General features: G+C 59.0%; 10 protein-coding genes. All 10 read left to right on the top strand.

The window, feature by feature from the left end; all coding sequences use genetic code 11:
* Positions 1 to 5: 5 nt before the first annotated feature.
* The 10 genes from CKROP_RS05855 (at position 6) to CKROP_RS05810 (ending at position 14,018) form a co-directional block, all read left to right on the top strand.
* Positions 6 to 2,210 (top strand): [protein-PII] uridylyltransferase, encoded by a 2,205-nt coding sequence (locus CKROP_RS05855; protein WP_012731819.1) that lies wholly within the window; start codon positions 6 to 8, stop codon positions 2,208 to 2,210.
* Between the two features lie 296 nt (positions 2,211 to 2,506).
* Complete coding sequence (locus tag CKROP_RS05850; RefSeq protein WP_012731818.1) at positions 2,507 to 4,963, top strand: acyltransferase family protein; 2,457 nt, start codon at positions 2,507 to 2,509, stop codon at positions 4,961 to 4,963.
* A 122-nt stretch (positions 4,964 to 5,085) separates the two neighbouring features.
* Complete coding sequence (gene ffh, locus CKROP_RS05845; protein WP_012731817.1) at positions 5,086 to 6,702, top strand: signal recognition particle protein; 1,617 nt, start codon at positions 5,086 to 5,088, stop codon at positions 6,700 to 6,702.
* 273 nt (positions 6,703 to 6,975) lie between these two features.
* Positions 6,976 to 7,449: a 30S ribosomal protein S16 gene (gene rpsP, locus CKROP_RS05840; protein ID WP_012731816.1), complete on the top strand. Its 474-nt coding sequence runs from the start codon at positions 6,976 to 6,978 to the stop codon at positions 7,447 to 7,449.
* A gap of 127 nt (positions 7,450 to 7,576) precedes the next feature.
* The gene (locus CKROP_RS05835; RefSeq protein WP_052292482.1) at positions 7,577 to 7,849 is read left to right on the top strand and encodes a KH domain-containing protein; all 273 of its coding nucleotides are present in this window, start codon (positions 7,577 to 7,579) and stop codon (positions 7,847 to 7,849) included.
* A gap of 40 nt (positions 7,850 to 7,889) precedes the next feature.
* Positions 7,890 to 8,537 (top strand): ribosome maturation factor RimM, encoded by a 648-nt coding sequence (locus CKROP_RS05830; protein ID WP_012731814.1) that lies wholly within the window; start codon positions 7,890 to 7,892, stop codon positions 8,535 to 8,537.
* 39 nt (positions 8,538 to 8,576) lie between these two features.
* Positions 8,577 to 9,518, top strand: a complete 942-nt coding sequence (gene trmD / locus CKROP_RS05825; protein ID WP_052292481.1) for a tRNA (guanosine(37)-N1)-methyltransferase TrmD — start codon at positions 8,577 to 8,579, stop codon at positions 9,516 to 9,518.
* Positions 9,457 to 11,862, top strand: coding sequence for a Tex family protein (locus CKROP_RS05820; protein WP_041628840.1), 2,406 nt, complete (start codon positions 9,457 to 9,459; stop codon positions 11,860 to 11,862). Before trmD ends, CKROP_RS05820 begins: the two co-directional genes overlap by 62 nt.
* 291 nt (positions 11,863 to 12,153) lie before the next feature.
* Positions 12,154 to 12,495 carry a 50S ribosomal protein L19 gene (gene rplS, locus CKROP_RS05815; protein ID WP_012731811.1) on the top strand — a complete coding sequence of 114 codons (342 nt, stop codon included), beginning with the start codon at positions 12,154 to 12,156 and terminating at the stop codon, positions 12,493 to 12,495.
* Between the two features lie 458 nt (positions 12,496 to 12,953).
* Positions 12,954 to 14,018, top strand: a complete 1,065-nt coding sequence (locus tag CKROP_RS05810) for a lipase family alpha/beta hydrolase (protein WP_012731810.1) — start codon at positions 12,954 to 12,956, stop codon at positions 14,016 to 14,018.
* The last annotated feature ends 89 nt before the right edge of the window (positions 14,019 to 14,107 follow it).

Here is a 14,107-nt window from a genome sequence, read left to right as displayed (position 1 = left end):
AGCGATTGGCCGGGGATAACTCAGCTGCGCGTAATTCAGACGGCCTTCCGTCGTCGCCGGCGTCGGTTCGCAAGGCAGTCACAGCCTCGTATGAGGAGATGCTCAGTCAGTGCGACTTGCCGGATGGTTTCGCGCTGTGTGGAACGGGGTCTTTTGCCCGTCGCGAAATGACTCACTATTCCGATCTCGATGTGACGCTGCTCCACGCGGATGGCATCAAATCGGATGTGGTGGCCTCGGTCGCGGAGTCGGTCTGGTACCCGCTGTGGGATCGCAACATTCCGCTCGATCATTCCGTGCGGACCGTGTCGGGCATGATCTCGACGGCATCCGCGGACATGACCGCCGCACTCTCGTTAGTGGACCTTCGTTTCGTCACCGGCGACGAAGAACTCGCCAGCTCCGCCAGGGCGAAAATCATGGCGGATTGGCGGTCCTCCATCCCTCAACGCTTCGACTCTTTGGTTGCCTCCGCAGCCTCGCGGTGGCACCGCTCCGGGTCGGTTGTCGCGATGACCCGGCCAGATCTCAAGCACGGCCGCGGCGGGCTTCGTGACGCGCAGCTGTTGCGAGCGCTCGCCCTCGCGCAAGTGGCCAATGCCACCGTGTCCGATACGGACTACCAGCTGTTATTAGACGTACGCACACTGTTGCATGATTCTGTCCGTCGTGCTCGCGACATTCTGGATCCCGAGTTTGCCGCGGATATCGCCGTCGCCATGGGGCGCGGTGACCGCTACGCGTTATCCGAAGAGGTCGCCGCCGCGGCACGAAACATCGACGCCGCATTGACTATTGGCTTTTCGACGGCACGCGCGGCGCTACCGTCACGCACGGCCCTTCGTCGCCCCATCCGTCGTCCTCTCGACGAAGGCGTGGTGGATCATAATGGGCAGATCGCTTTAGCTCGCTCGGTGAAGATGGATGATCCCGGCCTTCCTCTACGCGTCGCAGCTACCGCCGCGCGAACTGTTCTCCCCGTCGGTGAAGCCGTATGGACGCGCCTGGAATCCTGCCCGCGGTTGCCCGAGCCCTGGCCGTCGTCGGCACTGTCTGATTTTTGCGCGGTCCTTGCGGGCGGGGATCGAACGAATGACGTCGTCGAGGCTATGGATCGGCACGATCTTTGGGAGCCCATTGTGCCAGGGTGGCGCCGTATTCGTGGAGTCATGCCGCGGGAACGGACCCACGTGTTGACCTTGGATAAGCACGCGCTCGCGGTGGTGAAGCAAGCGGCGGAGAACACGATTCATGTGCCCCGCCCCGATCTGCTCCTGCTTGCTGCTTTGTATCACGATCTGGGCAAGCAGACGGGGGACGAGGATCAGCCCGAGGACCACAGCGTGGTCGGTGCTCGAATGGTCAAAGATGCTGCCCGGCGCATGGGCCTCAATCCCGCTGATGCTCGCGTGCTAGAAGTCTTGGTTGCCCACCACACGGATCTCATGCGGCTTGCGCTGAACCGGGATCCCAATGATCCGGAGACCGCGCGTGAGCTGGTCGATTGCGTCGATAGCATCCCATTGGTTCTCGATCTTCTCGAGGTGCTCACCGCGTGCGATGCCCAGGGGACTGGTCCCACCGTGTGGACCCCGCGAGCTGCCGCTTCTGTCCGACGCCTCGCCCGCTTGGCTCGGTCGCAGATGCGGATTGCACCCGTGCAGCACCCTGACTTCGCGGCCGACGTCGTTGACCTGAAGGAGACTTCTGCCCCGGTCGAAATGCAGGACGACAAGCACTTTTGGCGCTTAATCCTTGACGACGATGACCCGTCGGCGCTTCAGCGCGTGATCAACCTGATGCTCGACCGCAAGTGGCACATCCTGCAGGCCCGAATTATGTGTGATGAGCCCACCGACAAGGGGCTGACCCAGACCGTTGCGATGTTTGCCCTGCATCCGGTGCATGAGGGCAAGCCCGATAACTCCGTTCTTCAGTCGCTTTATGCGCAACAGAAGTCCCGACAAACGCGTCTTCCTTTCACCAAAGATGATGCTGAACTGGTGTGGAATGGCGATATTCTCGAGGTTCGCGCCCGGGATCGTTTAGGTGTGTTGGCTGCGGTGATTGGTGCTCTTCCGGAGCTTCGTTGGGCAACGGTCTCGACGTTTGCCGATACGGTCGTCGATCAGTTTGGTGTGAAGCCGGGGCTGACTCGTAAAGAGAAGGACGCTGCGGTCATGCGGATTAGGCACGCCCTCGGTGATTAACGCATCGGAACCCGGGGCGGGGTAGTGGTTGCCCGCGACGGTAAAGGGCGTGATCGGTGGGCTCGGTAGAGCATCGTTATCAGTAAGCACCGTGCAGCCGGGTCTGTGCCGCCGTCCGATCGCGGGATTGTTCCGATTTTTGTGTCATTGCCATTGCTAGTCAGGTACGTTATTTACCTAAAATAATTAGTTTTAGTGATGGACACGCGATAGTTGTCACGCTTTTTCAGCATTTCTCCAGTAAAGTTTTATTTCCGCTATGCTTTGTGTGGAGATTTTCCAGAAAGGTGGTTTTTGTGGCACACCACCGTCGTGATAGCCGACAGTCGGGGCGCGAGGCCCGTGTCACATGGTCGCCCTCCGATGGTCGTCATGATCGCCGTACCAACCAGGGGCCGGAGAGCGCGTCGACGACCCACAGTCGTCACTCTCGTGAGCAACAAGCACGACCTCCCCACATTGCACAACCCCGTCAGTCATATCCCCGTCAGAACCGGGGGACAGAGTACCCGCAGCGATACACGCGGGGACGTTTAGACCGCAACGGGCGCCGCTTACCCAGCGACAATTTTTATTCCATTCGGGCAGAAGCGCTGGCAGAGGCCCGCCGACGTCGTCCCGAAGCAGATTTCCTCACCCGTGAACCATCGTCAGATCGCGTTGCCGGCGCCACCCGGGAAACTCACTACAACCGAGTAGACAGGGCTTCCACCTCGGCCGGCCATCGTGCCCGGCCGACGTCACAAGCTCAGCGGCCCTCACACGCGCCGCAACCCACGCGCGCACCACGCTCACACCAGGGCACCCGGCGTCGCGCGAAAGCTCAGCCCACCCGCGTGTCACCCACACTTCCCGGTGGCCGGATCTTGGGGCTGGATGGCCTCCGTGCTATCGCAATTCTGTCGGTCCTCCTCTTCCACCTCGATCCCGATCTGCTGCCCGGCGGGTTCATGGGCGTCGACGTCTTCTTCGTCGTATCAGGGTTCTTGATCACGACGCTCTTAATCCGCGAACGCCACAAAACAGGTCACTCGAATTTGGCTAATTTCTGGATTCGACGTGCACGCAGGCTCATCCCGGCGCTGGTCAGCCTCATTATCATCGTGGTCCCGCTGACCTGGCTGTGCACGCGCTGGGCCGAACAAGCCCAGGACCTGTTGGTACGCATTGCTCCGCAGATAATCGGGGTCTTGACCTTCTCCTACAACTGGGTCGAAATCGCCGCCGGGTCGTCCTACTTCACCCGCAACGTCCCACAGCTGTTCATGAATTTCTGGTCGCTGGCGGTGGAAGAGCAGTTCTATCTGTTGTGGCCCTGGGTATTCGTCTGGATAGCTCGACGACAGTTTGCCCGACGTCGGGTCTCATTCTCCCTGCTCATCGTCGCCGCCGCGTCCGCCGTTGGCATGGCAGTTCTCTTCAGCCCCGATTCATCGACGCGCGTGTATTACGGAACAGACACGCACCTCTTCGGGCTTATGATCGGCGCGGCCCTAGCCTTCGAGGCATCGCGTGCCGACGGCGGCTTCATCACAACACGGTTCTGGTCTGCGGTGGGGCCGATCCTCGGCTGGCTCTCCTGCGCCGGATTGATCGTTCTCATGATCATCATTGGCGACGGTTCAACTGAGGCGTTCCACGGCGGCATTGCCGTGGCGAACGTCCTGACCGCGATCATGATCGCCAGCTTCCTGGTGAAACGTGGTGGGTTAGTCCAGCTGATGTCATCCGGCCCCGCGTCGTGGCTCGGCGATCGGTCCTACGCGGTCTATCTCTGGCACTGGCCGCTGATCATCCTCGCGCAAATCGTCATCCCGACACCGGACAACAGCGCAGCGTCGTGGGCTGTGCGGTTGGGTGCCGTCGTCGTCACGTTCATCGTGTGTGAGATTTCCCTGCGCTATCTGGAAACTCCGATCAGGCGTTTAGGGTTCCGTGGCGCGTGGGCAGCTTTTTGCGGGCTCTTCGTTAAACGCCCGGATACGCACAACGACGGTCGTCGGACGTCGTCACGTCGGGCACCCACGAAATCACGGCGTGTTCGCTTAACACCGGCCGCTGTGGCAACCCTGATTGTTCCCGTCGCGCTCGCGGCATGCACAGTATCTGTGGCCTCGACTGCGCCGGACAAAACACTCGTCGAGCAGAAAATCACCGAAAACGAACACCTTGTCAATACTGGCGACGGTTCCTCTGCGGGAGATGGTGCTGGCGCGACGGGCGGGCAGGGGACAGATCGCTCGGACACAGTGGACTACACCCCGCCGGAGGGCAAGGACACGACGATGTTCGGTGATTCCATGCTGGTCACGACGGCCCCGGAGATTGTCAAGGACTATCCGGGCGTGGATATCGTTGCGCAGTCGGAGCGTGCGTGGGAGCAAGCTATTCCGATCATGCAAGACATGGAGCGCCAGGGGAAGATCCGCCGCGCCGTCGTTATTGCGCTGGGAACAAACTGGGGTGTTCGCGATCCCCAGGCTGTTGAGCAGGAAATCGACGAGATTCAGCGTGGTCGGACCGTGGTTCTGGTCAACACGTATGGTGCTGGCTGGGAACCGCAAGTGACGGATGAGTACCAGAAGATAGCGGCGAAATATCCGAACGTGACTGTGGCGGACTGGTCCGATGTGGCAGCAAAGCACACGGGCGACCTGCAATCCGACGGAATTCACCCGGACTATGGGGCAATGCCTATTTTTGTGGATTGCATTAAACAGGCCTTTTCCACCCTTGCTCACAACAAGAAATAGGGCCTCGTTCATAGGTCCGAGTGTGTAGGTAGTACCCATCCGATACGAGTGGGCTCCGTACTGCAAGCCTCGAGCTTGTATGCTAGGGGAGTTCATGCCGACAACCCAACAGGGGAGAATCTGTGTTTGAGTCACTGTCTGACCGATTGACCGGAGCGCTCAAAGGTTTGCGCGGTAAAGGCCGGCTGACTGAATCAGATATTAACGCCACGGCGCGCGAGATCCGCTTAGCTTTACTGGAAGCAGATGTGTCGCTTCCCGTCGTCCGCGCCTTCATTAAGAACATCAAGGCGCGCGCTACGGGTGCTGAGGTGTCAGAGGCGCTTAACCCTGCTCAACAGGTTGTCAAGATCGTCAATGAAGAGCTCATCGGCATTTTGGGTGGTGAGACGCGGCGCCTGCAGTTAGCTAAAAATCCCCCGACGGTGATCATGCTCGCCGGTCTGCAGGGTGCTGGTAAAACCACGCTGGCGGGGAAATTAGCGCACCACCTGAAGAAGCAGGGGCACACGCCCATGTTGGTGGCGTGTGACCTCCAGCGCCCGGGAGCTGTCCAGCAGCTGGAAATCGTCGGTCAACGTGCTGACGTGCCAACTTTCGCGCCGGATCCGGGGACCCGGACGGACACCGTCGAGCATGAAATGGGTCAGTCGCATGGTGACCCTGTCGGTGTTGCGACCGCGGGTATTGAGGAAGCGCAGCGCACGAAACACGACGTTGTCATCATCGATACGGCCGGCCGGCTCGGTATCGATGAAGTCCTCATGAAGCAGGCGCGAGATATTCGCGACGCCACCAACCCCGACGAAGTCCTCTTCGTGATCGACTCGATGATCGGTCAGGACGCGGTTCATACTGCCGATGCGTTCCGAGAAGGCGTTGACTTCACCGGCGTCGTTCTCACCAAGCTCGATGGCGACGCTCGAGGTGGTGCGGCCCTTTCCATCCGTGAGGTGACGGGGAAGCCGATTCTCTACGTCTCCACTGGTGAAAAGCTTGATGACTTCGACGTCTTCCACCCGGACCGGATGGCCAACCGGATCCTGGGCATGGGCGATGTCCTGACGCTCATCGAGCAGGCTGAGCAGAAGATTAATCAGCAAGAAGCTGAGCGGTCGGCGTCGAAAATGTTTTCTGGGGAACTCACCCTGGATGACTTCCTTGAGCAGATGCTGATGGTGCGTCGCATGGGACCGATGGGCGCCATTTTGAAGATGCTTCCGGGTGGCTCCGAGATGTCCAAAATGGCCGATATGGTCGACGAAAAGCAGCTCGACCGCATCCAGGCCATTATTCGCGGTATGACTCCCGCTGAGCGCAATGATCCGAAGATACTGAATGCATCGCGACGCCGCCGTATTGCTGCCGGTTCTGGTGTGACCGTTCAGGATGTTAACCAGCTGGTTGAGCGCTTCTTCGAGGCGAAGAAGATGATGAGCAAAATGACCAGCCGTTTTGGCATGGGCGGGGGTAGCGCAACAAAGAAGCAGAAGAAAGGCCGCAAGGGCAAGAAGGGGAAGAAGGGCAAGAACAAGAATAAGAACCGTGCCGCGGCACAGCGCGGGGGCGGAATGCCGAACATGGACCAGCTGCAGCAGCTTCAGCAACAGATGGGCATGGGCGGTGGAATGCCCGGTATGCCCGGGATGGGGCAGCAGAACCTGCCCAAGGGAATGGAAAATATCGACCTCAACAACCTCGACTTCGGGCAAGGTTCTCAGGGCCGACGGAAGAAGTAGCGCTGATAAGTCACGCCGATGAATGACCCCCACATGAAACACAGCGCGCGGTGTTTCGGTAATTCGGGTGTGATCTGCTAGCATTCGGAAAGTTGTCTGTTTCGGTGTACTCGTCCGCGAGTAGTGCCGATGGGACAGCGCGTAGCGTTCCTGCGTAACACCGTCCTCGGCCACGGCCGACCGGTGGTCACGCGCAGGTTAAATCCAAGGGCTGAACCGGCTCCCTCCTGGTAGGGAGTGTCTGCACTGCCCGGTGACCACAGAAAGAAGAATATGGCTGTCAAAATTAAGCTGCAGCGGCTCGGTAAAATCCGTACCCCGCACTACCGTGTTATCGTTGCCGATTCCCGTACCCGTCGTTCGGGTCGCGCTATCGAGAACCTGGGCATCTACGAGCCCAAGGCGGATCCTTCAGTGATCCGCATCGATTCGGACCGCGTCCAGTACTGGTTGGGCGTTGGCGCTCAGCCGACCGAGCCCGTCCTCGCTCTGCTGAAGGTCACGGGTGACTGGCAGAAGTTCAAGGGTCTCCCCGGTGCTGAGGGCACGCTGAAGGCTCAGCCGGAGAAGAAATCCAAGCTGGACCTCTTCAACGAGGCTCTTGCTGAGGCGAACAATGGCCCGACCTTGGAAGCCATCACCGAAAAGCGCAAGGCTGCGAAGAAGGCTGCTGAAGAAGCAGCGGCTAAAGAAGCGGAAGCTGAGGAAGCTGCCGAAGACAAGGCTGAGGAAGAATCAGCTGAGTAGTTTCACGTTCTGTGGGGCTGTGCCTCATAACGTGTAGCGTGTGCTTACCCGGTGTGCAGAGTGACTCTGCGCACCGGTTTTTGTTTTGCTCCGGTTCCTCGGGGTCGTAGGAACTATAGTGGCAGCTATGACGAATGCATCTCCCTCCGATCTCCGCCGCACCACATCAGAGGTGACGTCGTCGGAAGAAAAAATTGTCCTCCACCTTGTCCGGGGCATTGTTCCTCACCCCGATGACGTGACCGTACGGACGACTTACCGGGGCCGGCAGCACGTGCTCATCGTCTACGTCCACCCCGACGATCGCGCCATGGTGATCGGGCGCAAAGGGCGTCACGCTGAGGCACTTCGCACGATTCTGCGCAGTCTCGACCGCGATACTCGGATAGAGATTCGTTAACGTATTCGCTCCGCGGCCATGATTTTGTGATAATGACGTCGTGACCAAGCATGATAATTCCGCGGACGATCCCAATTACGTACAGATCGGTCGCGTCGTTAAGCCGCATGGGGTCCGGGGAGAATTCGTCGTCGAGCCAACCACGGATGACCCCGAGGGGCGCTTCGCGGTGGGAAGCGTCGTCAAGGCTATGCCTGTAGGTGGGCGCCAGCGTCGGAATGGCGGATCTCAGGAGCCTTTTACTTTGACCGTGGCGTCGGTTCGGGGGCACCAAGGCAGAATCATCATGAAGGCTGAGGAAATTCCGGATCGGAATGCCGCCGAGTCTTTGCGGGGAGTGCGCTTCGTTGCGGAGCCTGTTATTGACCACTCCGGCGACGAGTTTTATGACTTTGAGTTGGAAGGGCTTCATGTCCTCACCGTGGGCCCAGTGAGTGCGGAGGAAGCGCACGCGCGGGCTTATGAGGGGGCTCAACCAGAGCCCGAGGACATCGGAATTGTCAAGAATGTGTTGCGCGGCCCTGCCCAGCGCTTGCTGGAAGTGGAGATAGAGTCCGCTGATACAGCGTCCGATGGTGCGCCACGGACGGTCCTCATTCCATTTGTCCAGGCCATTGTGCCGATCGTTGATATCGACAATGAGGCCATTGTTGTGACCCCGCCCGAGGGATTGTTGGATCTACCGTAGGAGGACAGGATGGATAAGGAAACGACCGTGCCTCACCACCTGCGGCTTGATGTCATCACCATCTTTCCCGCCTACATGGAGCCCTTGCGGCACGCCTTGCTAGGTAAAGCAATCGAGCAGGGGATCATCAGCGTCGGCGTTCATGATCTTCGGCAGTGGGCGTCGGGGGTTCACAAGTCCGTCGACGACTCACCCTATGGTGGCGGCCCGGGCATGGTGATGAAGCCCGACGTGTGGGGGAGCGCGCTTGACGACGTCGCCCAGGGCACTGGCCCCATCGCCGAGTCCGCGGACCTTGTCACGGCCGAGCCTCACCGCCGCCAACCGAGGCATGATGACCTCCTCGATTCATCTGATGGCGCCAGTGGTTCGTCGGGGCAGGTCGTCGAAACTGGCCACTCTGGTCAGTCTGGCCAGTCAGGCCACACCTCGTCGACGCCGGTCCTCGTCGTACCAACCCCGACAGGTACTCCGTTTACCCAGAACTTAGCGCACGAGCTAGCTCAGGAAGATCACCTGGTTTTCGCCTGCGGTCGTTATGAAGGCATTGACCAGCGGGTTTTCGATGACGCCCGCGGTCATTATCGCGTTCAGGAAGTGTCGATCGGCGACTATGTTTTGGTCGGCGGTGAAGTTGCAGTGCTTGTTATGGCGGAAGCGATTGTTCGGCTGATCCCGGGTGTCCTTGGTAACCGGCGCAGCCACGAGGAGGATTCGTTCTCTGAGGGGCTGCTGGAGGGGCCGAGGTACACGAAGCCACGGTCGTGGCGCGGTCGGGACGTCCCCGATATTTTGCTGTCGGGCGATCACGCGAAGGTCGATCAGTGGAATCGCGAGCGTGCCCTAGAAATCACGGCCCGACGTCGGCCAGATTTGATTGAGCGCTGCCGGGCTGCAGGGCTACTGAGCCATGCTGACGATGAGTGGCTGGAGCGTAACGGCTACCATCGGTCGGGTGATTATTCAGACCCTCGCTCATGAATTAGGTGTTACTGAACAACAAGTCCGCACGACGGTCGACTTGTTGGACCAAGGTAATACGGTTCCCTTTATTGCCCGCTACCGCAAAGAAATGACGGGCGGTCTCGACGACGCTCAGCTCCGCACCCTGTCGGAGCGCTTGACCTATCTGCGGGAGCTCGAGGACCGCAAGCAGACGATTCTCGAAGCAATTGATAGCCAGGGCAAACTCACCGACGAGTTGCGGGAGCTCATCCAGCAGTGCGACACAAAGGCTCGCTTAGAGGATCTGTATCTGCCCTATAAAAAGCGCCGCAGGACGAAGGCAGATAAGGCACGGGAAGCTGGTCTTGAGCCGCTCCTTGATTCCTTACTTGCCGACCCCACGCTGGACCCGGAATCGGCCGCGCAGTCCTACACCGCCGAGGGGTTCGAGGACACGAAGGCGGCGCTGGAGGGTGCCCGTGCTATTTTCGTTGACCGCTTAGCGACGAACGCGGATCTCGTCGGCCATATTCGCGATAGGGTGTGGGATTCTGGCGCTCTCGAGGCTCACGTTGTGGAGGGCAAGGAGCAGGAGGGGGCGACGTATCGGGATTATTTCGACTTCGCGGAGCAGCTCTCGGATGTGCCCTCGCACCGCGTGTTGGCTTTGCTGCGCGGTGAGCGTGAGGGTGTCATTTCCCTCTCGATCGATCCTGGTGACGACGATCCCTATGTTGGCCTCATTGCCGACGACGCGGACTTGGGGAGCGCTATTGACCACGATGGTCCCGCCGCGGATTGGATTGAGAAAGCGATCCAGTGGGGTTGGCGGACAAAACTGAGCGTCTCAGCGAGCTTGGATGCCCGTATGCGGGCGAAGGAGAAGGCCGAAGCGACCGCGGTAGAGGTCTTTGCGAAGAACCTCCACGACGTCTTGCTCGCTGCGCCTGCTGGCCAGAAAGTGACGATCGGCCTTGACCCCGGGTACCGCAATGGCGTGAAAGTCGCGGTCGTTGATGACACGGGGAAAGTGCTGGATACAACGATCGTGTACCCCCATCAGCCACAGAACAGGTGGTCGGCAGCTATCGATGAATTGGCGACGATGTGCGTCCGCCACCATGTTGCCCTGATGGCTATCGGCAACGGGACGGCCAGCCGCGAGACGGAAAAACTCTCTCGCGAGGTGGCGGCCAGGGTGAAGGAGCTGGGTGGCGACGCCCCGACCCCCGTGGTGGTGTCAGAGTCGGGAGCCTCCGTCTATTCGGCGTCGGAACTAGCGAGTAAAGAGTGCCCTGATCTCGATGTTTCCTTGCGTGGAGCGGTGTCGATTGCCCGTCGCCTGCAGGATCCGTTGGCTGAGCTGGTCAAGGTTGATCCGAAATCGATTGGTGTTGGGCAGTACCAGCATGACGTCAACCAGTCATCCTTGACCGATGCTCTGAACGCTGTGGTGGAAGACGCGGTTAACGCCGTGGGGGTTGATTTGAACACCGCGTCGGCTCCGCTGCTGACCCGGGTGGCCGGCGTGACTCCGACCATCGCCGAGAACATTGTGGCGTATCGCGAAGACAACGGTGCTTTCGATTCGCGCAAAACCTTGACGAAGGTCCCGCGCCTGGGACCGAAGGCATTCGAACAATGCGCTGGTTTCTTGCGTATCCGTGGAGGTTCGCAGCCGCTCGACGCGTCGGCAGTACACCCGGAGTCGTACGGCGTTGTGTCAACAATTTCGGAGACCACTGGCCTGGACGTGGACCACCTGATGGGCAATTCCCGCGTACTCAGTGGGCTCGATCCGGCTCAGTTTGCCCAGGGGGCAGTGGGAATTCCGACAGTGACCGATATCATCGCTGAGCTCGATAAACCGGGCCGCGATCCGCGTCCGGAGTTCCGGACCGCAACGTTCAAAGAGGGCATAGAAAAAGTTTCTGATCTCACTCCCGGGATGGTGCTTGAGGGCACAGTCACGAACGTCGCCGCCTTTGGAGCCTTTGTCGATATCGGAGTCCACCAGGACGGGCTCGTCCATGTGTCGGCGATGAGTGATCGTTTTGTGTCGGATCCGCACGATGTTGTGAAGTCCGGCCAGGTCGTTCGCGTCAAAGTCATGGACGTGGATACAGATCGGCAGCGTATTGGGCTGTCCTTGCGGTTGAACGACGAGCCGGGGGAGAGAGGCCAGCGTCGGCAAGGTGAACATCGCGAGAACCGTCGAGATGGGCGCAATCATGCCTCTCATCGACGTGGCCAGGGTTCACGCAAGCCCAATCAGGGTGGCCGCAAGCCTCATCAGGGTGGCCGTCGAGGATCGGGTAATCGACGTGAGCAGGGTGGTTCCATGGCCGACGCTCTTCGTCGTGCCGGGTTTGGCAAGTAAGCGGGAGCCGACGTCGGGATCCGGTGACTCAAGTTTCACCCGACACACCGGTTGCGTCGGCAGAGTTGGAGAAATAACTGCTGTAGTGCAATAATTTCGAGGTTGTCTATTTCGCCGAGTGCAAGCGAAAGCCATCGTTGTAACAATCGACGTTGATGCTGGGATGCTGCAACGCTATCCCGGAGCATTCTGCGTAACTAGACAGTGAAAATGTACTGGGTACGAACCGGCCGAGCGCCCCTCGGGAAGTGCCGCTAGGTTCCTCTGCTCCGACTACGAAGGATCGTATTTATGAACATTCTTGACAAGGTTGATGCTGCATCGCTACGCGATGACATTCCGGAGTTCCGTTCCGGCGATACCGTTGATGTCCACGTGAAGGTCATCGAGGGACAAAAGTCCCGTATCCAGGTGTTCCGTGGCGTTGTTATCCGTCGCCAGGGTTCCGGTGTCCGTGAGACCTTCACCGTCCGCAAGGTGTCGTTCGGCATCGGCGTGGAGCGTACTTTCCCGGTTCACACACCGAACATCGACCACATCGAGGTTTTGACTCGCGGTGACGTTCGTCGCGCCAAGCTGTACTACCTGCGTAACCTGCGCGGTAAGGCAGCCAAGATCAAGGAGCGTCGTTAATCGACTGCCTGTCGTTAACCACTTCGGTGGTTTAACAATGAAGACCAATGTGAGTGCTTAGGCACATCGCATTGGTCTTTTTTGATGCCGAGTTTTGCTGCATGGCTCGTATAGGTCGTGACGACTGACCTATTAATCCTTAAGCGCGTCACAAGGTCTCTCACGAATATGTGGGCGCCAATCACGTCTTTTACGTAGAGATCATCTGGATAGAGCGGGGAATCCTACCTTCAACGGGGGTAATTTCCGTGCGATAGGCCTTTTTCTACGGTTTCGTAGGTAGGTTCAATGTTGGTTCTTCAGTTTCCCCTCTCGAATGGCTGCGAGCTACTCCTGCAGTGTTGTCATCGAGATCTGTCGAAACCTTTTTTACTGGATCGAATACATGTTGCACTCAGTCGCAGTGAATGAACTCTGGTCACGTCGAATCGAGTGCAAAGTTGTGTGAAAGGCTCAGAATGCTCTCATCGCTTCACTCGTCGACTAAGAAAGTGGCCGCGTGTGTCCTTGCCGCCGCTACCGCTATCGCCGGAATGACAGGTGCGGTCGGCACCGAACCACAGGCTTCCGCCAACCCCATCACGACACAGGTTGATCTCCCTGCGGCGAAGGATGTTCCGTGGGCTGAAACCGTCGGCCATGGACCAAAAGAGGACAGTTTTGTTCAGGCCACGTTGCTGGGCATGGCCGATCCGGCTCTTGCTCCTCAGGGTGCAAATGTGGAATGCACTCCGCGCCCCGGCGAGAATCCCATTGTTTTGCTTCACGGTTTGAACTCGAATTTCTATTCGACGTATGCACGGATGGCTCCGGAACTGGCAGCTGCGGGTTTCTGCGTCTATGGATTCAATTACGGTGACCCGCGGCCGATGAGAGCCGAAACCGCGACGGCTCCCGGACTGATCCCTGGTCTCAATGGCCTGAACCCGATGGCCGATAGCGTGGATGAAGTCACCGCCAAGATCGATGCGATCCGCGACAATCTCGGGGGCAGCGATGTCGACATCATTGGCTACTCCGAAGGCGGGTCGATGGCAGCTGCGTACACCAAGCGCAAAGAAGGAAAAGGCGTCGGCAAGGTCATCACCCTCGGCGGTGTTCTTAAAGGCACGACGCTGGTCGGGGTTAATCACCTCTACCAGGAGCTGGATGCTGCGGGATTGCCGCTCAGCAATGTCGTCGGCAAGCTGGGTGGACCCGCGTCGAATGACCTTTTGACTGGTTCAGATTTCATGACCCACGAGATGAGCGACATCGAGGTTCCTGGGGTCAAGTATGTGTCCATTTCGTCTCATGCTGATTTAGTGGTCACGCCGACGAGCCATGCGCAGTTCACGACGGCTGCGGAATCGGGCAAAGACGTTGATGTCAGCAACATTGTGACGCAAGACGGGTGCAACAAGGACTTCGGCGATCACCTCTCGTACACGACGAATCCGCGTGTGATCGCTTACGCGAAGAATGCGTTGGGCCGGGATGTCGCCGTTCCGTGCGTTCCCGCGGTGTTGTTCGCGACGTCATAGGTGGTGTGCCCGGCGGAAGTGTTATTCCACTGCGATCCGCTATCGCGGTGGAGACATCATGTTTTGCTGAATTCTGCTGGTACTATGAC

This window comes from Corynebacterium kroppenstedtii DSM 44385 (genome assembly GCF_000023145.1).
Classification (GTDB): Bacteria; Actinomycetota; Actinomycetes; order Mycobacteriales; family Mycobacteriaceae; genus Corynebacterium; species Corynebacterium kroppenstedtii.
This window is presented reverse-complemented; position numbering and strand designations above follow the sequence as displayed.

Coding starts and splice junctions, on each gene's coding strand:
- rpsP (WP_012731816.1), top strand. CDS start 6,976: ATGGCTGTCAAAATTAAGCTGCAGCGGCTCGGTAAAATCCGTACCCCG.
- CKROP_RS05820 (WP_041628840.1), top strand. CDS start 9,457: ATGAGTGGCTGGAGCGTAACGGCTACCATCGGTCGGGTGATTATTCAG.
- CKROP_RS05810 (WP_012731810.1), top strand. CDS start 12,954: ATGCTCTCATCGCTTCACTCGTCGACTAAGAAAGTGGCCGCGTGTGTC.
- CKROP_RS05835 (WP_052292482.1), top strand. CDS start 7,577: ATGACGAATGCATCTCCCTCCGATCTCCGCCGCACCACATCAGAGGTG.
- rplS (WP_012731811.1), top strand. CDS start 12,154: ATGAACATTCTTGACAAGGTTGATGCTGCATCGCTACGCGATGACATT.